Source organism: Bradyrhizobium sp. AZCC 2289 (assembly GCF_036924615.1).
In the GTDB taxonomy this organism is placed as follows: Bacteria; Pseudomonadota; Alphaproteobacteria; order Rhizobiales; family Xanthobacteraceae; genus Bradyrhizobium.
The window spans coordinates 8,658,291-8,682,917 of record NZ_JAZHRY010000001.1 but is presented as its reverse complement, the minus strand read 5'-3'; the positions used below and the strand labels follow the sequence as shown (position 1 = coordinate 8,682,917).

The following is a 24,627-nucleotide window of genomic DNA, read 5'->3' as shown; positions in this document are numbered from 1 at the left end:
TCTGCCTGCGCCTAGCGCTTACTTGCTTCGTTGACCCGGGGAGGCTTCCCGCGCGCATATTTTCCAAAGACTGTTTCGTCCACAAGGCGCCAGTACGCCTCGATGACCTTCGCATTTTCAGCGGATAGTCCGCTCGTAGCCTGCATTTCGGGCCCGAATCCGGAGAGCGTCGCCGTAAGACTAACCATCATGTAGTGGAAGAGGATGGGATCAACCGCAGGAAGGAGTCCTATTTTTTGGGCCGCAACAATCTGGGGGATCAATCGTCCAAGGAGCGGCGCCAATACCGTTTCCGCAACCCACTTCAGCCGCGGATTGTTGGTAAAGGCCTCCTGCCGCATGAACCGGTGAAATTCGGGAAATGCGACGGTGTAACGGAAAAGCGTAGCATACTCCTCCCGCAATCGGGCAAGCGGAGCCAAATCGGAGTTTTCTGGCGCCGACGTATCCCACCCTGCCCTGATCTGCTCGAACGCATGTTCAGCCGCCGCTCGCCAGAGAATGTCTTTGCTTCGGTAATGGTATGTGATGAGAGGATGTTGCAGACCAAGCCGATCTGCAATCGCGCGAATGCTCGCGCCTTCGAATCCTCGTTCGGCGAACTCCGTAATGGCCGCGTCCAGGATCGCGCCTCGCGTCTCAAGCGAGCGTTGTTGTTCAGCTCTCTTGCGCGGACGCACCCGCCGCTCCACGGTCGATTTCAGCTTTGCGCTCTTCGCCATGTTCATTGGCTAACACGATTGCAGGAAAAACGCCAAGGGGCGTCATGCACTAACGACTACTGCGACCAACCTCATCTTCCGATACTGCTTCATCGTACTCCGCCCGTGCAATCCTCTCTGTACGACAACAGTGTCGCTCATCCTAGAATTCGGAAGACCTGATCCCTTTGTTGCCCGCGACGAAGCTCGGCGACCCTGACTCTTCTGTGCGCAGCTCTCTGGCAAGTCCGAAGTTATATTCGACGGTGTTGGTAGCCTCTTTCACCTCGGGACGAACAACGAGCGACGGCTTAACCCCAAAAACCGCATCGCTCTCCAGAAATTCATCGCCTTCGAAGAATAGATGAGTGACGAGGGTGCGATAGCCCGGTGCGCTGATCATGAAATGAATGTGCGCGGGTCGGAAGGGATGTCGTCCCATTGCCGCGAGCAACTGACCTGCGGGACCGTCATCTGGAATTGGATAACTGACAGGCATGATCGTTCGGAATCGATAGGTACCTGCCATATCGGTCCGTAAGCTCGCCCTCAGGTGACCCTGTGGTTGATCTGTGTCCTGAACGTCATACAGTTGATTTGGAGCAGTTTGCCAAACCTCTATCAATGCGTTCGCAACGGGCTGCCCCTCGGGGTCAGTGACATTGCCGCTCATCACTAACGGCTCGCTCGCCTCCTCCCGAAGCAGGATACTGTCGCCTAGCGCGAGTTCACGCTGATGCCCGGCATAGAACGGACCGAGGACTGTCGAGTCACTGATGCCTGGACCGACTACATTGTCGACCGCGTCGACGAGCATGGAGATGCCAAGAATGTCCGAGAGCAGAATAAGCTCCTGGCGGCTTTCGGAACACATCTGGCCCGCACGGGTGAGAAAGTCGATGGCTTGCCACCACTCGCCTTGCGTTATCTTCGATTCTCTGACGATCGCATGCAAATGGCGGATGACGACCTCCATGACCTCCTGCAATCTGGCGCTCTTCGCGTTGCTCATGCGGTCAATGACGTCGCGGGTCAGTTCTGGGAAGACTTCCTCTGCTGGAACACCCTTCTGGTTGTCGATCATGACCGTCACTTGCGCTCCTGCTTAAGACGGCCGGCGGCCGTGATAGGCGTCGTCGAGAAGGGCTCGGATCGGATCCCGCTCGATTGGGCGCGGATTCCAAAGCCGCGTTGCGCCGGCGGGTGCGTGATGTGGATCGGAAAGAACGAAGGCCCGTTTGCGACCCAGAGCGATCAGCTCGTCGGTAACGCGCGCGAGTGTTCCGAACCCGAAAATGACACGCGCTGGCAGCGCCGAATATTCAAACGCCTCCATGTCGCTTGCCCGGAATGTCATGTCCCTGTTCTGCGCGGGCGAATTCCTCGATCATCGCCTCGCGCATTGCAAACTTCTGAATCTTGCCGGTTACAGTCGACGGAAAACTCTCGACGAAGCGAATGTAGCGCGGAATCTTGTAGTGAGAGATCCGGTCCTGACAGAACCTGCGGACCCCCTCCTCGTCGACAGCGGCGCCGGCCTTAGAGACGATCCAGGCGCACAGTTCTTCGCCGTATTTCGTGTCGGGCACCCCGAAAACCTGGACGTCTTGAATATCGGGATGACCGTACAGATACTCTTCAACTTCACGCGGATAGATGTTTTCTCCGCCGCGGATAACCATATCCTTGATCCTGCCGACAATACGGCAATATCCATTGTCATCGATGGTCGCCAGGTCTCCCGTATGCATCCAGCCGACTGAATCGATGGCTTCCCTTGTTCGGACCTCGTCATTCCAATAGCCGAGCATGACCGAATATCCCCTTGTGCACAGCTCCCCGGCTTCGCCGCGCGGCACCACCCGACCGTCGCGGTCGACTATCTTGACTTCAAGATGCGGCTGTATCCGTCCGACTGTCGAAACACGGAGCTCCAGCGAATCGTCACGGCGGCTCTGAAAGCTCACCGGGCTGGTTTCCGTCATCCCGTAGGCAATCGTTATCTCGCTCATGTGCATTGTCGAAGCGACTTCCTTCATGACTTCGATCGGGCACGGAGCCCCAGCCATAATGCCGCGCCGAAGCGAACTGAGATTGAAGCGAGAGAACTCAGGATGGTTCAGTTGAGCAATGAACATTGTCGGTACCCCGTAGAGCACGTCGCAACGTTCTGCTTCGACCGTTTCCAGGGTTTTCAGCGAATCGAAGGACTCCGACGGGTAGACCATCGTTGCCGCATGGGTCACACAACCGAGATTGCCCATTACCATGCCAAAGCAGTGGTATAGCGGCACAGGAACGCACACGCGCGAGCCGGGCTCGATTCCCGTCGCTTCTCCTACGAAGAACGCATTGTTGATCAGGTTGTGATGCGAAAGTGTTGCCCCCTTTGGCAATCCCGTGGTGCCGCTGGTGAACTGGATATTCACGGCGTCGTCCATCTGGATAGCAGCCGCCACCGAATTCAGCCGCTGGCGACCGAGTTGCTTCCCTCGGTCCAGGACCCGATCAAAGGCCAGGCAGCCGGCGTAGCTGCCGCTGCCAATCGAGACAACGTGCCGCAGCTCTGGCAAACGCGAACTTTTCAGCTCACTGCTTCCGTTTCCGTTTCCCAGCTCAGGGACAAGCTCGCGAATCATTGCAATATAGTCGCTGGTCTTGAAGCGAGCCGCAGTTATCAACGCTCGACATCCCACCGCGCGCAGCACGTGCTCCAACTCGCTCAGGCGATAGGCGGGATTGATGTTGACCAGAATCAGACCAGCCTTCGCCGTCGCAAACTGCGCGACCGTCCATTCCGCGCAGTTCGGGGCCCAGATGCCGACGCGATCGCCTGGCTCAAGGCCGAGGGACAGAAGCCCCGAGGCGAAAGCGTCGGAGCGTGATTTAAGTTCGGAGTAGGTCAGGCGAATTTTCTGGTGCGCAACGACCAGCGCTTCACGCTCCCCGTCAGTCGCGCTCACCTCATCCAGGAGAGCGCCGATGGTCTTCCCGATCAGTGGTGGGCCGCTGTTACCATGCACATAGCTTTCACGTAGCACGAATACCTCCGATACCTTCGGATCTGGAGCCAGAGTCCTTTCGCGGTCGATCTACTTCCCTTCGAACACAAGGGTCGGCGGCTCGATATCCTTGTTGAACGCATCCGCTGTGTTGGCAAAGCCGCGCTGCGCATCAGGGCCGTCGTAGAGTTCCATCGCCACGTCGAGCATTACGAGGTCCGCAGCGGCCACGCCTCCGCTTGACCACGCCTTGAGTAGCGTGCGCGTCGCGGCGTACGACCTGGTCGGCCCTGTCGCGAGCTGCTTCGCCAATGCGGCGGCGGCTGCCCCAAGCTCCTTCTCGGGAACTACATGCGTGGCAATTCCAAGTGCACCGGCCTCGCGTCCGGAAATGGGCTCGCCCAGCATGGCAAATCGTGATGCCCGGGCACGACCGGCGCGCTCGGCGATTCGCTGGAGAGCGCCGGCGATCGGCAGCATAGCTGTCGTGACTTCCACGCAACGGAAGGTGGCGTTGTCCGCCGCAACAAGAAAATCGCATGCCAGCGCCAGCTCGAAACCGCCACCGAAGGCGATCCCCTGCACTACCGCTACGGTGGGTATTTTCAGCATCTCGATGGCGCGATAGGATACGTTCACGTCGGCAACGAACGTCCGGAACCAATTGACATCCCTTCCCGGCCATTCCCGGACTTCGCCGCCGAAGCTGAAATGCGGCCCTTCGGAGCGAACCACCAGCACACGTATGTCGCTTTCACCGGCCTGGCGTACGGCTACCCGCAAAGCCTCCGCAAAGCGCAGATCCAGTCGGTTAAAAGGCGGGTTGGCCAGCACGATATTGCCAATCGCGCCGTCTCGTTCAAATCGGATCGTCGTCATAGCACTTCTCCTTTGGCCGGCGTCAGGCCGGACGCTGATCGCGGGGTTCAGGGATGATGGGCAGCAGCAGATGCGATGGCCGCTCTGCATCCCGATAGATCCTGTGGGTCACGGTCCTGCTGCTGCAAACGTGGTATGGAATGTACTCGACATTGGTCATCGCGCCGGTGCCGGTCGGAACATCCATGGATGTGATATCGAGGCAAATCCGGTGCCCCGCCTTAAATTGGTTTGCCGTGGCGAGGATCTGTATCCGGTACTCGACCACTTCTCCCGGCTTCACCGGAGCAATCGAATCCTGCGTGAGCTTGTGGAACGGCTCCCAGGGCTTGGAGTGCTTCTCATCGAGAGCCCGATAAGACGCTTTCAGCCAGCCCCGCGTCAGCTCGCGTTCGGGCAGCGTCGACGGAACATCGCGTTCACCTTCGCGCGCGGTACGAACCGAGACGTCGGGTCCTACATCCTTGAGCACGACAATCCAGTTGGTGTCTTCCTGATCGATTGCCGCGAACAGCGTCAGCGTGATCGGGCCGGCGACGGTGACGTCGTGCGGCAAGGGATCGGTCATATAGCGCAGCCGCTCGACCTTCGTCGTTCGGGTCACCGGCATTTGCGTGAAGACGTCAGGCTCGCGCGCGGCCGCTCCGAGCTCGGAGGCGGGTCGTAGGGGCTCGGTCGACAGAGTCTCCCAATGCGACAGATAGTATTTTGTCCATCGTGTCTCGGGCAGTGGCCAATCCATTCCGGTTCGCCACTCGTTGGCACCCATGAGCCAGTAGCGCACCGGCGGTTCGTCCATGATGCCGGTGTTCTGCCCCTTCAGCCAATGGTCATACCACCGGATGATCTCGTCGTGGTATTGATGAAATGGCCGCTCCAGATGAGCCGGGCCCGTAAACAACAGCTTCTTTGGCGCATCGACATTCTGAAAGTAGTGCTGTGCGCCGAGCCAATGGAGCTTGTAAGTGTAGGCGTAAGCTCCTGAACCGGTATAGAATGGTATTTTGATTTTCTTGAAGGTCTCTTCCGCGCGCTCGACAGTGCCGTCGAACTCCCAGGGATGTGTCATCATGAGATACATGATGAACGTCCGCTGCCCCTTTTGAGTGAGAATGTTGTAGAGGTTGATGTACTGCTTATAGTCCGGATTCCGCATCGCCCGGCGCCAAAGGTCTTCCTCCGCGGCGGGAAGTTCCGCGGGCCGGTCACGCGGCTCATGAACCGTGCTGAAGACGTCGAGCAAATAGGGGAAGGAATGAAGGACGCCACCGGGATTGAAATCGCGGAATCCGAACATGCCGCCATACGCGCTGCACGCGTCGTACGGGAAGATAGCTTTCAGGGCCGGATGTCCCTGCGCGGCCGCGCGCCATTGTTCTCCGGCAAATCCGGAGATGCCGACCATCCCGACCTTGCCGTCTGACCAAGGTTGCTGGGTGATCCATTCGATCAGGTCGTAGTGGTCTGTGTCCTCGTTGCCGTAATGCCCCTCCGACTTGGCCGAGCCCCTCGGCTGCGCGATCACATGAACATAGCCGTTGGCGATAAAACGCCGCGTGTCGCCCGCCTCTATGGGACCGAACCAGAGCGGTGCGTGGGCCGGTTGCGGCGGCAATATGTCCGCGATGTCGGGGCCTTGAATGTCCTTGTTATGCAGGGCGGACGCATAAAGTACGGGATACTTGCCCGACTTATCCGGTCGATAGACGTCTACCGCCAACCGCGTGCCATCTCGCATGGCGACACTGATGTCTCGCTCCTCGATCATCGCTTCGTCTCCGCCCATTTCGCGACGCTGACCGCCGGCATTTCGGAATAGCGAGCGTGGCATCGACTGATCGTCGTCCGCGCTGCACGGATTGGAAGATACCATTGTACTTTACGTTCGTAAAGTATAACTTTCGATATATCGCGGTGAGGAAGCGCTCCGACCGCCCTGGAAATTGTTTGCATTGGATGAGGAAGGCGTTCGCGGGAGCGTGACGACTGCACGTCGTCGCCCGAGCATTCTCAATACTTGTCAGCGCACGCTCGGTCGTGACGCACTGAAAGGGCACCCGGCTTGGCCAGAAGCCCCACGATGGTGAGAATTGTCTTGCGCTGGTAGCGGCTTACGTCCGGCGCTCTAGGCGGTCGCACCGGCGATATTTTTGGTATCCCGCGTTCTGCGTGCGTCAAGGCTGTAGCGTTCGGCGCCGAAATGCGCGATTTGCAAAAGACCGCCGATAATCATGATGTTCTTGAGAAAATGGATCATCTGATTTCGGTCAGCAAAGTCGTGGTGAAAGAAGATCGCCGCTGCCAGGGTGAACACCGCAAGGCCTGACGCCACCTCCCGCGCACGAAACCCAAGTATCAACAACACTCCACCGCCAACTTCGAAGGCAACGGCAATCGCCCAGCCCAGCGGCGCCAGGGGCAAGCCCGCGCTGCTGATGTAGGCTGTCGTCGGTCCGAAGGCGGCGAGCTTGCCGAGGCCGCTCACGAGAAACGGCAGACCGATAAGTATGCGACCAAGCAGTGGCAGAAATCTTGTAATTTCCATGTTCGACTCTTTTCGCGACACTCGTGTTGACGTTTAGCGGCGGTCGGAAGGGGGACGGCCTGACGACCAATTCCTGCGTTAACATTATCCTTTACGATTGTAAAGTTCGATCGTAACATCGAGGCCAACACCATATTTCTCAGCATTCTGCTGAATACAATTCAGCACACATGCCCGTTGCTGAGGGGTATTGTCGCCAGGTCTCGTCAGGATCCAAGACAGAGATTGGCTTTTGGCGTCACTCGGACCCGCTCAAAAAGAATTGGATAGCTTCCATGGACGCATGTGACCAGGGAGAAAGGGCGCATACGATGAATTCCAACGCTCATCTGTTCGAACAGATGCGTGGCATGCATCGAGCCTGGCTCGAAAAGCTAAGGGAAATTCGTGATCTCGAGCTGGACTACGGTTCCAGAATCATGGCCGCAAAAACTCCCTCGGAAGCGGTAAGCCTCTGCAGCGAATGGATGGTAAAGCGCATGGCGATCGTAGCTCACGAGCAAAGGATGTTTGCAAGCTCATGGGCTCGGCTACTTTCGGACATGATGGGCAAGCAGTCAGCTGTGTCTGCCGGACTCTCTGAACGCGATTAGTAAGGAGCTTACTCCGTCGACGGCGACGCGTTTTGCAGTGATGAGTGCGTCCCCCCTCCTGCTCCAATATCGGCTCATTCCCCCGTCCCCCCGGTTCCAATGGAATGAGCTGTAGCCCCGGCGTCGACCTCACCCGCGGACGCCGGGGCAATTTGTTTGGGAGCACCGTTCAGTCTCGTGTGTGCCCACACTCTCTCCTTCGATCGCAGACGAATTGTATGCGTTCAACAGGTTGGCCCTTACGACCTGGAGTGTCTTGACCAGTAGCTCGATCTCTGCCGGCGCAAGTCCCGCCAATGCTTCGCTGCGGGTGAGATCGCCCAATTCGCGGACTTCCGCCACCTTGGCCCGCGCAGCCGGCGTCAAGTTAAGTCGCCAGACTCGCCGATCGGATGGGTCGGTATGTCGTTCGATCAATCCCATGCTTTGCATCTTGTCGATCAGCCGCACAAGAGTGATCGCCTTCACATCGAGGAGCTGAGCCAGGCACGTTTGATTGATGCCTTCGTTTCGATGGAGATAGAGCCGTGCCTGACACTGAGTTCTACTGAGGCGCAATCCGCGTGCTTTCGAGTCGAATTGCCTTCGCAGCAGGCGCGCAACGCCGTAAAGCAAGAACTCCAATCTCCGGGAACGCCCTCCATAAACTTGATTGGTATTTGTCGGAAGCGCCGCGACGCCATAATGCCTCTTACCCATGACGCACCGGAGCGTTCGTCACGCCGGGCCGACGACCAAATCGCCCCTTCAGACGCTCACGGAGGCGCTGGAACGTCGTATAAAGCATCGGCACCAGGAAGATGCCGATCGAGCTTGCAGCGATCATTCCACCGAACACGGCCGTTCCTACCGCGCGGCGGCTGATCTGAGCGGCGCCGGTTGCCACAACCAGCGGCACCAGACCGAGAATGAAGGCAACTGAGGTCATCATCACGGCCCGAAAGCGCATCTGCGCGCCCAAAACGGCTGCCTCGTCAATGTCCACTCCGGCCTCGCGCTGCTCCTTGGCAAACTCCACGATCAGAATGCCATTCTTGGCTGCGAGCGCGATCAGAACAACCAACCCGATCTGACCGTAGAGATCGAGGCTAAGCCCAGCCACCTTGATGCCGGCGAACGAGCCGAGTACGCCAACGACGACGGACAGAAGAACAGGAATGGGAATGGTCCAGCTCTCGTAGAGCGCGACCAGGAACAGATATGCGAACAAGACAGCAAGCGAGAGGATCATGCCGGTCTGGCCGGAAGCGGCCTTCTCCTGATAAGCAGTGCCGGTCCATTCGAAGTTGAAACCCGTCGGCAAAGTCTGGTCGGACACCTTCTGCATGGCCTCCAGGGCAGTGCCAGAGGAGACCCCAGGCGCCGGCCCGCCATTGATGGTGACGGCTCGATAGTTGTTATAGCGCGTGATGACCTGCGGGCCCCGCTCGAAACGCATGTTGGCAATCGACTGAAGCGGAACCATCTCGTTGCGGTTATTGCGAACGTAGACCTGCCAGAGGTCCGGGATATCGTTGCGATTAGCCGCCTCGCCCTGGACGTTGACCTGCCAGGTCCGGCCAAGCATGTTGAAATTGTTGACATAGATGCCGCCGAACGTGGCCTGCAGGGCTGTGAACACGTCATTTATGTTGAGGCCGAGCGCCTGCGCCTTGCCGCGGTCGATGTCGAGATAAATCGAGGGAGTGGTGGCGGTGAAAGTCGAAAACACCCGCGCCAGCAAGGGATCCCGATTGGCCGCGGCAATGAGGCCGCCCATGACGCTATTGATTGCTGCGGGCTCCTGCCCCTCCAGAGCCTCGAGCACGTATTCAAAGCCGCCGCCGACGGACAGGCCGATGATGGGCGGAAAATTGAAGGCCACGACGTTAGCCTCGCGAATTTTCGATCCTTCGCTGAACATCTTGCGGATGAGCACCTGGGCAGATGCGGCAGCGGTGGTCCGATCCTCAAACGGCTTCAATCGCACGACTAAAAACGCGGCATTCGGGAGATTGCCGCCGTCGAGGAGCGAATAGCCAATGATCGACATCGTATGATCGACTGCCGGCATCCCTTTCAGGATGTCCTCAACGCGTTTGGTGACCTCGCTCGTGCGTGCGACCGATGCTCCATCCGGCAGCTGGACCATCACAAAGAAGGCGCCCTGGTCCTCCTCCGGCAAGAACCCGGTAGGCACGATGCGCGAGACGCCGTAGATACCGCCAGCGAAAACAGCTACAGCGACCAACGACAGAATGGACATTCGCAAAAGCCAGCGCACCCCCCCGGCATAACGATCTCGGGTCCAATCGATCCCCGCGAGGACCTTGGCCAGGACGCCGCGGCGCGGCCCCGTGTGCCGCAGGAACAGCGCGCAGAGGGCCGGCGACAGCGTCAGCGCATTGATCGCCGAGATCAGCATTGCCGCGCTGATGGTGACTGCAAACTGACGGAACAACGTGCCGGAAATCCCCGGAATGAACGCGATCGGAACGAACACAGAAAGCAGCACGAGCGTGATCGCAATGATAGGCGCCGTGATCTGCGCCATGGCCTTCTTGGTTGCCTCTCCTGGCGACAGGCCGGGCTCTTCTTCGAGAACCCGCTCGACGTTCTCGACGACGACGATCGCATCATCCACGACAATGCCGATCGCGAGCACCATGGCGAGCAGAGACACAGTATTCGCCGAATAGCCGATCACCAGCAGAACGGCGAATGTCCCGATCAAACTGACGGGAACGGCGACCATTGGGATGATGGTCGCGCGCAGGTTTCCAAGAAACAGGAAGACCACGACGACAACCAGGACGAACGCCTCGGCCAGCGTCCGCAGCACCTCCTTGATGGTGTCGGTTACAAATGTGGTGGTGTCGAATTGGACGAGATAGTTGAGGCCGGCCGGAAAGTGGGCAGAAGCCTCCTTCAAAGTACGTTGTACAGCGGCGGCGGTCGCCACCGCGTTGGCGCCCGGAGCGAGATAGATGCCGATGCCGACGCCGGGACGGCCATCGATGCGCGACTCGCTGTCGAGATTTTGCGCGCCGATTTCGACGCGGGCGACGTCGCTGACATGCAACAACGAGCCATCCTGGTTGGCACGCAACACTATTTTGCCGAATTCCTCCGGCGTCGCCAGTCGCCCCTGGGTCTGGAGATTCAGCTGGAACTGCTGGCTGTCGTCGGTCGGGCGCGCTCCAATCCGTCCGACTGGGGCCTGAACGCTCTGGGCCCGAATCGCGTTGACGACGTCCGATGGCGCAAGACTGAGGCTTGTTAGTCGCTGCGTATCGAACCAGATCCTCATCGAATAGTTCATCTTGGCGAACAGGGTCGCTTGCCCGACGCCTGGCGTCCGCGAGATCGCGTCCAGGACGTGGACCACCGCATAGTTGGTGATGAATACCGGATCCTGGGCGCCCGTATCGCTATAGAGAACGATGAATTGCAGAATCGCTGACGACTTCTTCTGAACCGTCACCCCCTGAAGCTGCACCTCGGGCGGCAGTTGCGCCAACGCCGCTTGTACGCGGTTATTGACGTTCACCGTGTTGATGTCTGGATTGGTGCCGAGCGCAAAGCTCGTCGTCAGCGTATACGACCCATCGTCACCGCTCGTCGACTTCATGTAGAGCATCTTGTCGACGCCAATCACCTGCGCCTCGAGCGGCTGGGCGACGCTCGCTTCCACCACCGAGGCCGAGGCGCCTGGGTATGTGGCGGTGACCGTCACCTGTGGCGGCACGATGTCGGGAAATTGCGCGACTGGAATCTGTGTCAGCGCCAGCAAGCCGGCGATGGTCATGACGAATGCGATCACAATCGCCAGCCGAGGGCGGTCGACAAAAACCGACGAGATCATATCAATCACCCGCCATCCCGCGTCATCGCCCGTTGCGCCGCATTTGTGCTGCCAAGCTGCGATGCGCCCGGTCTCGGCCCAACCCGCTCCGGCTGATTCATGGCGGCCTGGACTCCAGCGCTGGCCGGGCCTGGCGCGACCACCTGCCCCGGTCGCACGCGCTGAATTCCTTCGACGATGACCTTGTCGCCAAGCGAAAGGCCGGTCGTGACCGATGCGATCGTCGTCGTGGACTGACCGACCTGGATGCGGCGCTGCTCGACCTTGTTCTCCGTACCGAGGACAAGGACGTAGTTACCCTGCTGGTCCGATAGCACGGCCGCACGAGGGATTGCGGGAACCTCGACGGGCTCCGCGCCCTCAAGCATGACAGTCACCAATTCTCCGTCGGTAAGCTCGCGCACCGGGTTGGGCGCCAAGTAAAGCGGGGGATTGGGAATTGTGCCACGCAACAGCAGTGTGTCGGTGGTCTGGGTAATGGAGTTGCTCTCAAAGTCCAAATGCCCGGTCTGGCCGTAGATGCGACCATCCGGAAGCCTTAGAACGATGACGACCGCGTCGCGAACGCCCTTGGCAGCATATCGCTCGCGCAACACCAATGCCTGCTTCACCGAGACGGGAAAGGTCACATACATCGGATCCTGGCTGACAATTGTGGTCAGCGTCCCCGTGGTGGGACTCACGACGTTGCCCTCGGTGACCGCAGTGCGTCCGATCTTTCCGTCGATCGGCGAACGGATATCTGTGTAGTCGAGGTTGATCTGCGAAAGGTTGACCTGAGCCTCGGCCGCTTGCACCTGCGCTTCCAGGCTCTTCTGATTTGCGATCGCTGTATCATAATTCGCCCGCACTCCGGCAGGGCCGTTCATATCAGTCCATCTGGTATTGAGAGGAATTCATCAATGAATCGCGGCGACCTCAATGACCTCAACACCTTTCTCGCAATCGCCGACCATCTCAGCTTTCGTGCAGCAGCGGCCCAGCTCGGGGTGACCTCATCCGCCCTCAGTCATTCAATCCGGCAGCTGGAAGAACGTCTCGGCGTGAGGCTGCTGCACCGAACAACACGCAGCGTGTCGTTGACCGACTCCGGCCTTCGCCTGTTGGAACGTCTAAGGCCAGGCATGGATCAGATCTCGGATGCGCTGGAGGAACTGAAGGAGGAGCGCCGCCGTCCTTCCGGTCGCCTGCGGATCTACACGCAACAGTGGACCGCAGCGACGGTCATCGCACCGGTCTGGCAGCGATTCCTGTCGAGCTATCCCGAAGTGCATCTAGAGCTCTGTGTCGACTCCGGACCGACGATCGATATCGTTGCGGGCGGGTTCGATGCGGGCCTCGCGGTGCGTGAGCGCGTGCCGGACGAAATGATCGCGGTCCGCGTGACAGGGCCGATGGAGGCGGCCGTTGTTGCGAGTCCCAGCTATCTTGCAAAACATCCGGCGCCCCGCATGCCGGACGATCTCGCGTCTCACCAGTGCGTCCAGTTTCGCATTGGACGAGATGGCGAGATCTTTCGGTGGAGATTCGAGCGGAACGGCAGCAGGAAATTTGTTTCTCCTCGCGGAAACATCACGGTCAACACCGCCGAAACGGCGATCCGCGCCGCGCTCGACGGACTTGGGATCGTCTACATGCTCGACGCCCTGGCAGAGCCGTTCCTGCGCAGCGGGCAACTCGTACGCGTCCTCGAACCCTGGTCGCCATGCATCGAGGGAGCTTATCTCTACTATCACGGCCGAAGGCAACCGCCCGCCGCGCTGCGCGCATTCATCGACATGGTTCGCGCGCCCAAGGGACGCTCGGGCCGACGTTCACTCAAGAACCCATTTTGAAGACCTAGAAGTCTTATTCTGCTGCGCGCGAGACTGGAGCGGCATTTTGCGCCGCGTGGTCAACATTGATGAAAACCGCGCTCTAGTTCGGCGAGCTCGCACGGTGCGCAAGTTGGGGCGAGTAATGGCGCGAGTCGCGCGGAGCGGGGCGCTCCGAGGGATCGCGGCTGACGAAAGGCTTCAGCTCAGTGATGTCGATGAAGTCGTCGGCTTGGCGGCGTAACTCATCCGCGACCATCGGTGGTTGGCTGGCAATCGTCGAGACCACCGTGACCCGGACGCCGCGACGTTGCACCGCTTCCGCCAATGGCCGGAAATCACCGTCGCCAGAAAACAGCACCAGATGGTCGATATGCTGCGCCAGCTCCATGGCATGGACCGCCAGTTCGACATCCATGTTACCCTTTACCTTCCGGCGCCCGGTTGCATCGATGAATTCCTTGGTCGTCTTGGTAACGACCGTGTAGCCGTTGTAGTCCAGCCAATCGATCAGGGGCCGTATCGATGAGTATTCCTGATCCTCGATGATCGCGGTGTAGTAGTACGCCCGGACCATCGTGCCCCAGCCCTGAAACTCCTGAAGCAGGCGCTTGTAATCAATGTCGAAGCCAAGCGCCTTCACTGTCGCGTAGAGATTGGCACCATCTATAAACAGCGCGAGCTTGTCGGACCGGAATGACATGGGCATCAATTCCTGGGGACGAGAACTGCGAGGCCTGGAATAGCCGCGCGTTCAGAGGTTGATTCAAGTCGGTCGGCACGCGCGTCTCGGGGGTGGTGTACCATCTGCCGCACTCCCCGCTTGGCGGAGTTCATTACGGCCTCGATGAGGCGCGCATTGTGAAGTGCGTGTTGAAATCCCGGAGTTCTGTAGGTCCCTTCATGCAAATCGCGGACAAGCTGAGCGTACACCTCCCCGACATTGATCGCCGTCTCGATGGTCCCGTCGGAGACCGCCGCCGCGTCCGGTTCAACGAATGCGAGGTTTGACGTCAGCTTGAGATCCCCGAACTGGAAGCCGTAGGGGTGATTACTGGTCAAGCTGAGCCATCCATCCGAACCCCTGACCTCGAAGCTGAAGCGAATATTCTCTGGGCTCACGCCAGCTTCGATGTCCGCCGTGAACGCGACGCCAGAGCGCGTCTTGCCCAAAACGCCGACGTAATCGGCGGTTGCACGCACGCTCTCCACGTCAGTATCTGTCAGCTTAACGAGGGGCCACCTAATCTCGGTCCGAGCGTCAACCTCGACTATCGGCCCCAGCACCGCTTCCACCAGATCGAGCGCATGCCCCCCCGTGATGGTTAGCAGGTTGGCTCCGGAAGACGGCCTATTGAAAATATCATGCGCAGCGGGGATTTCCGGCCCGAAGCCGAACGTAGGGGATACAATCCTAGCGCTTAGCGGACGCCCGATCCTTCCGAAGGAAACCAACTCGGCCGCGCGCCGCACGGCCGGATTGTGCCGGCCCTGCAACCCGATCGCCGTGTGGTGCGAACGCACCGCGCGCGCCATCTCTTTGGCCTCCGCGACGCTGCGTCCGAGAGGCGCCTCGCAGTAGACCGCTTTGTCCGCGGCCAGCGCCATCAGAACGAGTTCGCGATGTGCCGGCACATTGACCGCAATCGTTACGATATCAATCCGGTCGTCGCGGATCATTGCGAAGGGGTCGGAATACCAGCGATCGGCACCGAAGGCTTCCGCTGCCTCCCGTGCACTCCGCTCGCTGCGTGTTGCCACTGCCGCGAGCCTCACGCCCGGAAGGTCTTTGATCGCCGGAACGTGCGACACCTTCGCCCAACTGGCCTTGGTGTCCGCACCCACGATTCCGACACGAATCTCTTCTTGGGTCATAATTCAACCTCGCCATGCTGCAAGTGATCGGCACGAAAACTCTAAATCCAGTCCTTCAGCCCGATCGCCCGCAAGGATGTTAGTCCTCAGCGGGAGGCATGTGCGATGAAATGTGTTCAACAGAGTGCTGAGATCGATGCAGTAATCCCAAGGCATTTCGCCGGAAGCCAAGGCGCATAAAAGCTTCGCGCCACGATCGGCCGCGGCCGCCGAACGCAGCATAATGATGGTGGCGCCAATATCCATTCCGACGCGAAACAAGATGCATGGCCCGCCTCCGCTGGCCACTCGCGCTGCCTTTCTCCCCTGAACTTCAACAGCGAAGATCACCGCATCGACAGCACTTGCGAATTCGACCAGCATGCCGTCGCCCGTCGTCTTGACGATGCGGCGGTTCCGAGCAGCAATGGGAGGATCGACCACTTCGCGCCGGTTCTTTTTCAAGGCGGCTAGAGTGCCGACCTCGTCAGCGCCCATTAGGCGACTGTAGCCGGCAACATCAACCGCCAGCACCGCCGCCAATCGCCGCTCCACATGGCCGCCGATCACTAGACCCGTCTGCCATCACCTCAACGACTTGACGCTACAGTTCGACGCCACCGCGCTCCAATTCGGCTTCAATCGCGTCAAAGACGATCTCGGCCGGCATCACTGCAAGGCTAGTCCAGAGGATGATCACAGCGCGCACCGCGATTAGGTATTCGGTCATGCAAACGCTCCTCGCACGCGAGATGTTGGTTAGATCCGTGGTGTACGTGCGCGCGTGATAGCCACGTCAGCGGTCGATCTCGCGTCCGCAGCGGAGGAGCGGCGATGGTGTCGCGACAACGTCTGCGGCGGTCGAGCGTGGCCATCGATCCTGGAATCGCGTTCGTTCGCAGACGCATTGTCCGAGTCGGAGAAGATGGGGCGGCCCGCACTCAACAGGTCAGCACCGGCTGATAGACCGCATACGCACCTTGGTTCCGATATTGCCTCCTCAGCAAACACGGGTTGTCCGCCGTCAAACACAGCAAGCAAGGTCGTCGCAACGATTGCAAGTTTGGACATGTAACTTGCTCCTCTTGATGCTATATGGAGTAGCTGACCTGCTTCGGACGATCTTGTTCATTCCTGATCCATTTGGACGGTTACTGCGCAGTTCCGTGCGCAACGCCAGACTGTGTTCCTCTTCCAAGTCCTGCCAGCGAGAAGAACCACAAGCGCGCTTTCGACGAAGATAAAGTAGCGGGCTAAGGGCACCGCCTATCGCTCCTGCAAATTGAGCAATGTCGGCTCGTCCACGACCGCGGTACAGCTCCGCAAGTGCGGCGCGACGCCGATGGGATCGGCGGCGAACTCTCGAGGAAAACCGCTTTCCACCCTAAACAGCCTTGCCATCCTGTTTGCCGATTACGCAGCGCCATGCCGCCAGACGCTCGACCGGATGCTGCTTCATCCACTCGGCGAGCTGCGGCGCGCCCATCAGGCAGGATTGCATTGAGACCTCAGCGAAGTCCGAGGTGGTCACGGTCTGCTCGTGGCAATTTGCCGGAGAGGAGAGACTGCAGAGCACGGCGATGATCTTGATCACGACAGGAGAACCCCGTCGCTACGACGGGCATTGGCGCCGCTAACCGCATGACCTACCGGAGCCTTTTTCTTCTCGCTGACTGGATCAGCCGGCGGGAAGATGCGGTCGTATATCGCGCGGGCCTCTCGAATTAGCCGGGCTCGCTCGCGCTCAGACTTTGGGACAAATCGAATAATTTCGCCCATATTCACTCCAAACATTGGTTAGAGAAGGAGTCCGCAGTTAGAGAACGAGCCAACCATACGATGATGAAAGTCATCTCATGTGGATTTAGGATGTCAGCCCCAACTTTAAAGCTCCGCTGGCGGTAACGAAGGGATAAAACGTTCGTGACTGGGCCGCGCGCCAGTATCCCAACGTTCACCACGCATCTCCTCCGCAGGCTGGACCGTGATGCTGTCCATCAGGTCATGTACACCACTCGCCTTCGGCGTTAGCAGCCGATCGAACGAATGCTTTGGCCGCATCAACATGCGGGCCTTTCTCAGCTCGCCGCTGGTAATCGTCGGCATGGGCCTTAAGATGACCCGCAATCGCTCGGTCGCTCATGGTTTGGGCAGCGCGAAGCAAAGTCTCTGCCGTTTTTAAATATCCGCTGGCTCGTTGTGAGATCTGCTGAAACGTCATAGAGCCCTCGCGCGGTTCTCTGTCGCTTGGTCTAAGGCGATTTGGAGCCAACGCAGCCAGTTCCGGTCACTTGCCCGGCGAACTCCGAAGCGATCGACGCACTTCTTGGAACAAAGGGGAGTTCGGCACGAGTAGTACCGGACGAGACCAAACCTGCCCTCACAAACTGCGCATCGCGCGGCTCTGCCACATCTAAGACTTTCGGAGCAGTTCAGCATTGCAGTCTCCTCTTGGTACTATCGTCGCTTCTGGTCGATCATCCTTCTTTCACCGTCGCACCTCATGATCCTGTGCGCTTTTCCAACTTATCCAGCCTAAGACGATCGCGGTCACCGGCTCAATAGACCAAAGTGGTCACGGAACGATACGAAAGTTTTATGGCGCTCTGTAAAGCCGGCCACTTCCCGATACGAGACTTCGATTAGCTCGCCGGTGTGGGCGATCACTCCTGTAGTGATCTCAGGGTATCGTGAACACCCCTACTAATCTTGGTCATTCGTGATCTGTTTAGAGGGAAACTGCGGTTTTGCTCTCAACCTTCCAGAGCGGCAAATCGCTGCATCCTTGCGTGTCCGTAAGATCGCAGCAAGCCAGGCGGCGACGCATAGGATGAGGCCTACAGAAGTGCCCTGACCTTCAATTTGCCTCCGGGAAATGCCAGCCTATCCATGAGTCCCGACGCGCGACACGCTTACGCGATACAGCTTTTGATAATGCGGGCCCATCCGCCCACTCAGACCGACAACACTCCTCGCCCGTGCTCAATGTTAGTTGCTCGTTGCGCTTACGAGCTCTGGCCACATGAACCGACGGAAATACCCTTGGCTTACGTTTGGCTCGCGCGGGCCGGCGATGAGCATCGATCGGCCGTGCATCTGGATGTAGCTTGGCCAGGGAGTCCACGCGCGTTTGATCCGTTGTCTCATCGGGCAGGCTCGCCACCAACTGCTCGGTCGGCGCCACCTCGATGGATGGTGTTGGGATCGTCAGCTGACTGGTATCCAGGACAACCTTTTCCGGCCATTTGCGCTCGGATCGGATCCGGATAGTCGCCCTGTCAATGACCTCCGGCCGATCAGGAAAACTCTCCGGGTGCTCCGGCAAAGACCAGCCGGCTATCAGCAGAAGAACAACAAGCGCGCTTCCGACAACTACAAAATATTTGGCAATGGGCACAGCCGATGGTTCCCGTGACTTCAGCAATCCCGGTCAGCCCATGGCAGCGTTGCTAGACCACACTCATGTTGCGCGGAAAATCGATAGGGGGTGCCACACCGCCGCATCGCATTCACTGTGGAGGATGACGGCTCGACTAGACGAAATTCTCCTTCACCATTTCCCAGACGTCCCCTCCACGACCGTGCAGAATGGCACGAGTCGAATAAAGCGCCATCCCGATGGCCGGCTCTACCTGCATGAATGGCGGCATGACGAGCTGCATCGGGTTGACGTGCACGTGCAGAAGTGCTGGCCCTGGTTGCGCCAACCAGTCCTTCACAGCAGCTTCGAGCTGGTCCGCGTCCGAAACCGTCTGGCCCCAGAGACCTAACGCGCGCGCGACCCCTGCAAAGTTCGGATTCTTCAACTTCGTAAAGGTATCGAGCATCCCCTCAGCCTTTTGCTCGATCTCCACAAAGCCAAGCTTGCCGTTGTCATACACTGCAATCTTGATCGGCAACTCCTGCTGCACGACAGTCATCAGGTCTCCGAACAGCATCGAAATTCCACCGTCCCCTGCCATGCACACGACTTGGCGACCGGGTTCTGCCTTTTGAAGTCCAATGGCTGACGGCATGCCGTTGGCCATCGTTCCGTGAAGCAGACTAGCGAAAATGCGGCGCTCACCGTTCGCCTCGATATGGCGATAGGCCCAGGCCGCCGGGGTACCGTCATCGGCCGTGAACAGCGCATCTGTTGCTGCGCTGCGGCTGATCACCTGTGTCAGATGGGTTCCGGGAATGCTCCCATCGTGGCCGACAGCGACTTTAGCCCGTTCCGACTCCCGATACTTCGCGTAGCGTTTAACGTATGCGCTTCGGAACGAGGCGTCGGTGCGCTCAACCAGCATCGGTAGCAACGACGTCATCGTCGCCTTTACATCGCCGACAACGCCCTTCGTGATCGGATGACGTCGTCCCAGATGGGTCGGGTCAATATCGACCTGCACGATCTTTGCCTTGTCTGGGTAAAATTGCCGCCAAGCGAAGTCGGCGCCCAGCATCAACAACGCATCGCAGTCCAGCAAGGCGTGGTAGCCGGCCTCGTTGCCGAGCATCCCGGTCATTCCGATGTTGTAAGGATTGTCGAACTCGAGGAAGTCCTTTGCGCGCGACGTATGCGCGATCGGCGCCTTCAGCTTGTTGGCGACCGCGAGAATCTCCTGATGCGCCCCCTGGCAGCCCGATCCGCCGTACAGCACAACATTTTCGCTTTTGTTGAGAATATCTGCGATCTCGGCGAGATCGGCGTCGTTCGGCCGCGTGACGGGCTTGGCGACATGCACCGAGTAAGGGATGCTATCATCCACGACTGAGGCGGAGATATCCGCCGGCACGATCAGAACGGCAACACCGCGTTTCGCCAGGGCGGTTTGGCAAGCGATCACGGTCTTCCGGCGCGCCTGTTCCGGCGTATGGATCATGTCGCAAAAGACGCTGCAGTCCCTGTAGACCTGCTTGAAGTCGACCTCCTGGATGAAATCGAAGCCCAATTCGTCGCGAATGATTTGACTTGCGATCAGGATGACGGGCGCACGATTGCGATTAGCCTCAAATATCCCGTTGATGAAATGCAGACTACCGGGGCCGCAGCTCCCGGCAACTGCCGTCAGGCGATCCGCTACCTGCGCCTCCGCCTGCGCGGCAAACGCTCCTGCTTCCTCATGTCTCACCGATACCCACTCGATGCCGCTTTTTTCGAGTGAGCGGGCGATCAGATTAAGCGTGTCGCCTACCACGCCGTAACAATGCTTGACGCCCGCATTCTGCAAGGTTTCAACAATGATGTCCGCGACCAGCTTGCCCATTGCATTCAATCCCTGCTGTGACCATTCCCGCCACAACATGCATCCAACTGCAGGCTTGGGCTTGTATCGGAATGCGAGGACTTGAACCTGACTGCGCAGACAGCGCACGGTACTCGAAGGTGTCCGCTTTAGCCGACGGCCTCGGCGCCGGATTGGAGCTGGTTGAGGATTTGCAGGGCGCCCTTCCGAGTGGGGGATACAATTCCGGCTGGAGTTCGATCAAGAGCCGCGCTGAGATGTTTGTAGGCTTCTGGCAAGCGATCCTGTCGCAGCAACAGCCCGGCAAGGTCCGTCGCTGCCTTCAATTCAAACAGGGTAGCGGACTGGCTTTTCGCCCAGTCGATCGCCGACAGCAGACTTCCTTCTGCTTCGAAATAATCCTCGTCCGACCGAGACGCCAAGATGAGCCCTTTCATCCTGAACAAGGCAGGCATATGCAGAAATTTGCCAACGCGCTGCTGTTGCTCGATTGCATTCATGGTTAGGGTCAGTGCCTGCTCGTGTTCACCAAGGTCCACAAGAGCCGCGGCCAGGTCGCAGGTAAAATCCATATTCAGCATCTCGTGACGCTGGGCGCGAAGCTCCTCCAGCGCTCTCTTCAGCAATTCGATTCCATCGATGCGATTGTTTTGAAGGAGCAACCATTGGCCCCTCAGGCCAGTCGCTATCGCGCGATACGGTGTCAGGGAGTGCGCGGCGGAGAGATTACTCAGTTCACTGATGTACTCATCCGATTGCCTCAAGTCCGCCGTGGTCAGAAAGACAGGAAGGACCAAGGCCAGGGATCGGCAAAACGTGGTGGGGTGGCCCGACTTTTTGCCTTCCTCTCTGGCGCGCTTTGCATAATCTAGCGATTGATCGAGCAAGCCTCTGTACAGGAGAGAACGTGCCATGCCGACGAGCAAGAAGCTCGTATAATGAAAAAGATACTGTTCGGTTCGAACGCCCCGACCGGACACCAAGTATCGGAGGCCCGATTCGCAGTGTAGTTGTGCGGCGAGGTGATTTCCCAGCAGATGATCGGAGGCGGCCAACATTGCTTCCGCTAGCGCCACGTCGTCGGGATTCCCCGTCTTCAACGCTAATTTCTTGCTCTGGACGGCGATGTCGGTCGCACCCCGAATGTCCATGGTCCAATGCGAATACGTGAAGAGTCCGCTTAAAATCCTCAGCTCGTAGGCGAGGTCTCCCTGATCGATCGCAATCTCTAGCGCGCTCGCAAAAGCCGCTCGGACGCGTTGATCGTTACCTTCAGTATGCATCAAGGCCAACGGTAACGATGCATAGATTTCCATTGCCCGGCGAGAGCTTTGATTTCGAGTTCCAAGGCGTGCTATCGCGCGTTCTGCCCATGCCTGGCATTCGATGAGTAGTGATAGCTCCAGAAACACCTGTGCTGAAGCGGCGGCCAGTCGCGTCGCTATTTCGTCGTCACCGTGTGAACCAAAGCTCCATTCGAGCGCCGCACGGATGTTGCTCAATTGGTCGGAATAGGCTGCGATCCTCCTCGCTCTCGACAACGCCAGCATCATCTCCCTCTGCGATTCGAGAAATTCCGCAACGTATTTCGCGTGTCGGCTGGAGATCACATCGAGCTCGTCATGCTCCTCCAATTTTTCGAGTGCGTATGCCCGCGTCGTGTCAAGCAGTCGGTACTGTTGCTGACCGTCGTCAAGCCGAGTTACGATCAACGACTTTTCGACCAGGCCGGCGATGGCGTCGAAAATCTCTGCGTCGACGGAACTCTGCTCGCCGGCGACATATCTGGCGCCCTCAAGGGTGAAATGGCCAACGAAAGGAGCGATGCGTCGAAAGACAATCCTCTCTCCGTCAGACAGCAGATCGTAGCTCCAATCCAATGTCGCCTTGAGCGTCCGATGCCTGGGAACTGCCGTCCGATGGCTTAGTTTCAGCAATTCCGGCCGAGACACCAGGCGGGAAACCGTGTTCTTGAGGCCGAGGGCGGCCACCTGACCCGCTGCCCACTCAATTGCCAGGGGTATGCCATCCAGCTTTCGGCAGATTTCCGAGACAAACGGCGCCTCCGCGTCGGTGAGAGCGAAGTTTCCTGCTCTCGCCGCCACGCGCCGCACAAACAACTGCACAGCCGGATATCGAAGCACGGCATTTGCCGTCTGCTCTGAGCCGTCTGGTGGAAAATCAAGGGGAAGAACCCGGCAACAATGCTCGCCCTCTACTTTCAGCAATTCGCGGCTCGTCGCCAGAAGATGGACCTGCTCCGTTTCCCGGGAGAGTTGCTCGGCAAGCAACGCGACCGTCTCGATCACGTGCTCACAGCTATCGAGAATGATAAGAAGCTTTCGCGAACGAACGAGGTCGACCAGCTCCAGACCGGGATCTTTCGATTTGAGTGCAAGTCCCAGGGATGTCGCGACAGCCCCCGCAACATGGCGCGGATCGGTCAGGCTTTCCAGGTCCACAAAATGGATTTGTCCGCCAAACTCCTCGGCAGCGGCGCGGGCAACAGCCAAGGCAATGGTCGTCTTGCCAATGCCGCCGGGGCCGAGCAGTGTCACGAACCGTTCATCGCGAAGCTTGTGGCTAACCTCGCCGACCACCGTTTCACGCCCAATCATCATGAGCGGTCGCACGGGGAGGCTGCCTTGGTGCCGAAACTTGGCGTTCCTGCTCTCCGTATTGCCTGTGAGAGGGACAACGGTGCCGACGAACGAGTAGCCCCGTCCCTTGATGTTTGCGATGTATCGGTTGCCGAATTGGCCGTCACCAAGCGCCTTGCGGATTGCGGCCACGTGGACCCGGAGGCTCCCCTCCTCGACCGTTACGTCCGACCAGACGTGATCGATCAGTTCCTGCTTTGCGATCACCTCACCCGAACGCTCAGCAAGGTAGATCAGCAGGTCCAGGGCCCTGCTGCCAAGGGGCAGCGCCTCGCCCTCGCGCCGCAGCACCCTCTCGCCCATCGAAAGCTCGAAAGGACCGAACCTCAGCTTCCTATGAACCGCGGCGTCAGACATGTGTCATCCAAAGCGACGGATTTCGCGCGCCCTGTATGCCGTCAGCCGGCAACTGCCACAATTGTACGAGCGTAAAGTTGGCCGCAACGAAGCTCGTAACAAACTGAACCTTGGTATAGCGCTTAATCACCTCAACGCGGAGGATTGAGCCGAACCCCGCGCCGCTGCGACCACAATGAGGGGCACGAGCAGCATGCGCCGGCACGGCCGTCCTGCGTTGCGCGTCCAGCCGCTGGAGCTGATTGCACTCGGCAGATAACGGACTGGTCATATGTTCGCGCCCTCTGCGATGCCGATGTTATTGAGTCGCATCGCCGATGGCCGACGGAGGCGACCTGTCGCGTGCTTAGTGGTCATTGATGCAACGTAGGCAAACTAAGGCGCGCCTCTATTTCCCTTTGCGCGATCTAGAGCGGTCTGAATACAATTCAGGAGGTCGCTCTCATCGAACGGCTTGGGCAGATAGCAGCTGACCCCAGCTTTAAGTGCGCGGGCACGAATATCATCGCTTGGATAGGCAGTTATCAGTACGGTGGGAATCTCTTTGCCCAATCGAGACAAATTGTTGTGCAGATCAAGGCCACTCATCTTGGGCATGTCGAAGTCGACAACCAAGCAGCCGGTGCGGCTCAGTTCGGGTGAGCGCAAGAACTCCTCCCCCGACGAAAATGCTTGGGCGACCAACCCTATCGAACGCATTAAAACTTCGATTGCGTTTCCAACCGCTTCGTCGTCATCGACTATGGCCACTATTGGTCCGCTATTTGGCACTTGGCTAGACCTGTAACCGCGAGCAGCTTTTACGGAGGAACGGATATAGTCCGCGAGACACTTTCTTATCCAGCCTAGGCGCAACCGCTACGTGCTTCGATTATACAAATGTATAGGAACTCAACGATTGGCTTCGGTGGTCGGAAATCTTGTGGTCGATGGAGCAAGCTGTGTCACAGGCATCGACCTTCATATCACCCTAGCCCCTGTTACCTCACAAGAGCCCCTCCAGCTTGGACTGCGCTGGAGGGGCAAGGGAGGCCGCAGGGAGTGATCGGCCTCGAGGGAGGAGAACTTCACCATAATGGCACGCATTGGCGCTCACTATTGATCTAGCGGAAAGATCGAGTACCAAATAGGAATGTGCGCACTATACGAAGGT

Annotated in this window: 22 protein-coding genes; 2 read left to right on the top strand and 20 right to left on the bottom strand. The window is 58.7% G+C overall.

What is annotated here, in order from left to right:
- Positions 1-11 precede the first annotated feature (11 nt).
- The 6 genes from V1289_RS40725 to V1289_RS40700 form a co-directional block, all read right to left on the bottom strand.
- Entirely contained in the window at positions 12-728 is a 717-nt protein-coding gene (locus V1289_RS40725; protein ID WP_334404851.1) for a TetR/AcrR family transcriptional regulator, read from the bottom strand.
- Between the two features lie 136 nt (positions 729-864).
- Complete coding sequence (locus tag V1289_RS40720) at positions 865-1,785, bottom strand: dioxygenase family protein (RefSeq protein WP_334407870.1); 921 nt, start codon at positions 1,783-1,785, stop codon at positions 865-867.
- Positions 1,786-2,023: 238 nt separating this feature from the next.
- Positions 2,024-3,742: an AMP-binding protein gene (locus V1289_RS40715; RefSeq protein WP_334404849.1), complete on the bottom strand. Its 1,719-nt coding sequence runs from the start codon at positions 3,740-3,742 to the stop codon at positions 2,024-2,026.
- Between the two features lie 51 nt (positions 3,743-3,793).
- On the bottom strand, positions 3,794-4,582 hold the full coding sequence (locus tag V1289_RS40710) for an enoyl-CoA hydratase/isomerase family protein (protein ID WP_334404847.1): 789 nt from the start codon (positions 4,580-4,582) through the stop codon (positions 3,794-3,796).
- Between the two features lie 22 nt (positions 4,583-4,604).
- Positions 4,605-6,350, bottom strand: coding sequence for a CocE/NonD family hydrolase (locus tag V1289_RS40705; protein ID WP_334404845.1), 1,746 nt, complete (start codon positions 6,348-6,350; stop codon positions 4,605-4,607).
- Between the two features lie 357 nt (positions 6,351-6,707).
- Positions 6,708-7,127: a DoxX family protein gene (locus V1289_RS40700; RefSeq protein ID WP_334404843.1), complete on the bottom strand. Its 420-nt coding sequence runs from the start codon at positions 7,125-7,127 to the stop codon at positions 6,708-6,710.
- A gap of 311 nt (positions 7,128-7,438) precedes the next feature.
- On the opposite strand from V1289_RS40700, the gene V1289_RS40695 reads away from it, so the two are divergent.
- On the top strand, positions 7,439-7,720 hold the full coding sequence (locus tag V1289_RS40695) for a hypothetical protein (RefSeq protein ID WP_334404841.1): 282 nt from the start codon (positions 7,439-7,441) through the stop codon (positions 7,718-7,720).
- Positions 7,721-7,849: 129 nt separating this feature from the next.
- Here the strand turns inward: V1289_RS40695 and V1289_RS40690 are convergent, their stop codons facing one another.
- The 3 genes from V1289_RS40690 to V1289_RS40680 all read right to left on the bottom strand — a co-directional run bounded on the left by V1289_RS40690 (position 7,850) and on the right by V1289_RS40680 (position 12,433).
- Complete coding sequence (locus V1289_RS40690; protein ID WP_334404839.1) at positions 7,850-8,335, bottom strand: MarR family winged helix-turn-helix transcriptional regulator; 486 nt, start codon at positions 8,333-8,335, stop codon at positions 7,850-7,852.
- A gap of 76 nt (positions 8,336-8,411) precedes the next feature.
- Positions 8,412-11,564 carry an efflux RND transporter permease subunit gene (locus V1289_RS40685; protein WP_334407869.1) on the bottom strand — a complete coding sequence of 1,051 codons (3,153 nt, stop codon included), beginning with the start codon at positions 11,562-11,564 and terminating at the stop codon, positions 8,412-8,414.
- Between the two features lie 5 nt (positions 11,565-11,569).
- Complete coding sequence (locus tag V1289_RS40680) at positions 11,570-12,433, bottom strand: efflux RND transporter periplasmic adaptor subunit (protein ID WP_442896130.1); 864 nt, start codon at positions 12,431-12,433, stop codon at positions 11,570-11,572.
- A 33-nt stretch (positions 12,434-12,466) separates the two neighbouring features.
- Here V1289_RS40680 and V1289_RS40675 point away from each other — a divergent pair, with 33 nt between their 5' ends.
- Entirely contained in the window at positions 12,467-13,399 is a 933-nt protein-coding gene (locus tag V1289_RS40675) for a LysR family transcriptional regulator (protein WP_334404837.1), read from the top strand.
- A gap of 82 nt (positions 13,400-13,481) precedes the next feature.
- Here V1289_RS40675 and V1289_RS40670 read toward each other — a convergent pair whose 3' ends face one another.
- From V1289_RS40670 to V1289_RS40620, 11 genes are all read right to left on the bottom strand, one after another.
- Complete coding sequence (locus V1289_RS40670) at positions 13,482-14,090, bottom strand: LabA-like NYN domain-containing protein (protein ID WP_442896129.1); 609 nt, start codon at positions 14,088-14,090, stop codon at positions 13,482-13,484.
- On the bottom strand, positions 14,087-15,253 hold the full coding sequence (locus V1289_RS40665; protein ID WP_334404833.1) for a Gfo/Idh/MocA family protein: 1,167 nt from the start codon (positions 15,251-15,253) through the stop codon (positions 14,087-14,089). The genes V1289_RS40670 and V1289_RS40665 overlap by 4 nt, the downstream gene beginning before the upstream one ends.
- Positions 15,254-15,256: 3 nt before the next feature.
- Positions 15,257-15,775 carry a hypothetical protein gene (locus V1289_RS50045; RefSeq protein ID WP_442896128.1) on the bottom strand — a complete coding sequence of 173 codons (519 nt, stop codon included), beginning with the start codon at positions 15,773-15,775 and terminating at the stop codon, positions 15,257-15,259.
- A 61-nt stretch (positions 15,776-15,836) separates the two neighbouring features.
- A complete protein-coding gene (locus V1289_RS40655; RefSeq protein WP_334404832.1) occupies positions 15,837-15,962 on the bottom strand; it encodes a hypothetical protein in 126 nt (41 codons plus the stop codon).
- Positions 15,963-16,616: 654 nt separating this feature from the next.
- Complete coding sequence (locus V1289_RS40650) at positions 16,617-16,826, bottom strand: hypothetical protein (RefSeq protein WP_309184105.1); 210 nt, start codon at positions 16,824-16,826, stop codon at positions 16,617-16,619.
- On the bottom strand, positions 16,823-17,011 hold the full coding sequence (locus V1289_RS40645; protein ID WP_334404830.1) for a hypothetical protein: 189 nt from the start codon (positions 17,009-17,011) through the stop codon (positions 16,823-16,825). The genes V1289_RS40650 and V1289_RS40645 overlap by 4 nt, the downstream gene beginning before the upstream one ends.
- A gap of 223 nt (positions 17,012-17,234) precedes the next feature.
- Positions 17,235-17,453 (bottom strand): hypothetical protein, encoded by a 219-nt coding sequence (locus tag V1289_RS40640; RefSeq protein ID WP_334404829.1) that lies wholly within the window; start codon positions 17,451-17,453, stop codon positions 17,235-17,237.
- Between the two features lie 636 nt (positions 17,454-18,089).
- The gene (locus V1289_RS40635) at positions 18,090-18,629 is read right to left on the bottom strand and encodes a hypothetical protein (RefSeq protein ID WP_334404828.1); all 540 of its coding nucleotides are present in this window, start codon (positions 18,627-18,629) and stop codon (positions 18,090-18,092) included.
- 136 nt (positions 18,630-18,765) lie between these two features.
- Positions 18,766-20,478 carry a thiamine pyrophosphate-dependent enzyme gene (locus V1289_RS40630; RefSeq protein ID WP_334404827.1) on the bottom strand — a complete coding sequence of 571 codons (1,713 nt, stop codon included), beginning with the start codon at positions 20,476-20,478 and terminating at the stop codon, positions 18,766-18,768.
- 128 nt (positions 20,479-20,606) lie between these two features.
- The gene (locus V1289_RS40625) at positions 20,607-23,474 is read right to left on the bottom strand and encodes an ATP-binding protein (protein WP_334404826.1); all 2,868 of its coding nucleotides are present in this window, start codon (positions 23,472-23,474) and stop codon (positions 20,607-20,609) included.
- Positions 23,475-23,849: 375 nt separating this feature from the next.
- Positions 23,850-24,245 (bottom strand): response regulator transcription factor, encoded by a 396-nt coding sequence (locus V1289_RS40620; protein WP_334404824.1) that lies wholly within the window; start codon positions 24,243-24,245, stop codon positions 23,850-23,852.
- Positions 24,246-24,627: the final 382 nt, after the last annotated feature.

Excerpts from the sequence above, each read along its gene's own strand:
- V1289_RS40645 (WP_334404830.1), bottom strand. The coding sequence starts at position 17,011 with ATGGGCGAAATTATTCGATTTGTCCCAAAGTCTGAGCGCGAGCGAGCC.
- V1289_RS40675 (WP_334404837.1), top strand. The coding sequence starts at position 12,467 with ATGAATCGCGGCGACCTCAATGACCTCAACACCTTTCTCGCAATCGCC.
- V1289_RS40655 (WP_334404832.1), bottom strand. The coding sequence starts at position 15,962 with ATGACCGAATACCTAATCGCGGTGCGCGCTGTGATCATCCTCTGGACT.
- V1289_RS40700 (WP_334404843.1), bottom strand. The coding sequence starts at position 7,127 with ATGGAAATTACAAGATTTCTGCCACTGCTTGGTCGCATACTTATCGGT.
- V1289_RS40665 (WP_334404833.1), bottom strand. The coding sequence starts at position 15,253 with ATGACCCAAGAAGAGATTCGTGTCGGAATCGTGGGTGCGGACACCAAG.
- V1289_RS40720 (WP_334407870.1), bottom strand. The coding sequence starts at position 1,785 with ATGATCGACAACCAGAAGGGTGTTCCAGCAGAGGAAGTCTTCCCAGAA.
- V1289_RS40625 (WP_334404826.1), bottom strand. The coding sequence starts at position 23,474 with ATGTCTGACGCCGCGGTTCATAGGAAGCTGAGGTTCGGTCCTTTCGAG.
- V1289_RS40705 (WP_334404845.1), bottom strand. The coding sequence starts at position 6,350 with ATGATCGAGGAGCGAGACATCAGTGTCGCCATGCGAGATGGCACGCGG.
- V1289_RS40630 (WP_334404827.1), bottom strand. The coding sequence starts at position 20,478 with ATGGGCAAGCTGGTCGCGGACATCATTGTTGAAACCTTGCAGAATGCG.
- V1289_RS40725 (WP_334404851.1), bottom strand. The coding sequence starts at position 728 with ATGAACATGGCGAAGAGCGCAAAGCTGAAATCGACCGTGGAGCGGCGG.
- V1289_RS40680 (WP_442896130.1), bottom strand. The coding sequence starts at position 12,433 with ATGAACGGCCCTGCCGGAGTGCGGGCGAATTATGATACAGCGATCGCA.
- V1289_RS40685 (WP_334407869.1), bottom strand. The coding sequence starts at position 11,564 with ATGATCTCGTCGGTTTTTGTCGACCGCCCTCGGCTGGCGATTGTGATC.
- V1289_RS40695 (WP_334404841.1), top strand. The coding sequence starts at position 7,439 with ATGAATTCCAACGCTCATCTGTTCGAACAGATGCGTGGCATGCATCGA.
- V1289_RS40640 (WP_334404829.1), bottom strand. The coding sequence starts at position 17,453 with ATGACGTTTCAGCAGATCTCACAACGAGCCAGCGGATATTTAAAAACG.
- V1289_RS40710 (WP_334404847.1), bottom strand. The coding sequence starts at position 4,582 with ATGACGACGATCCGATTTGAACGAGACGGCGCGATTGGCAATATCGTG.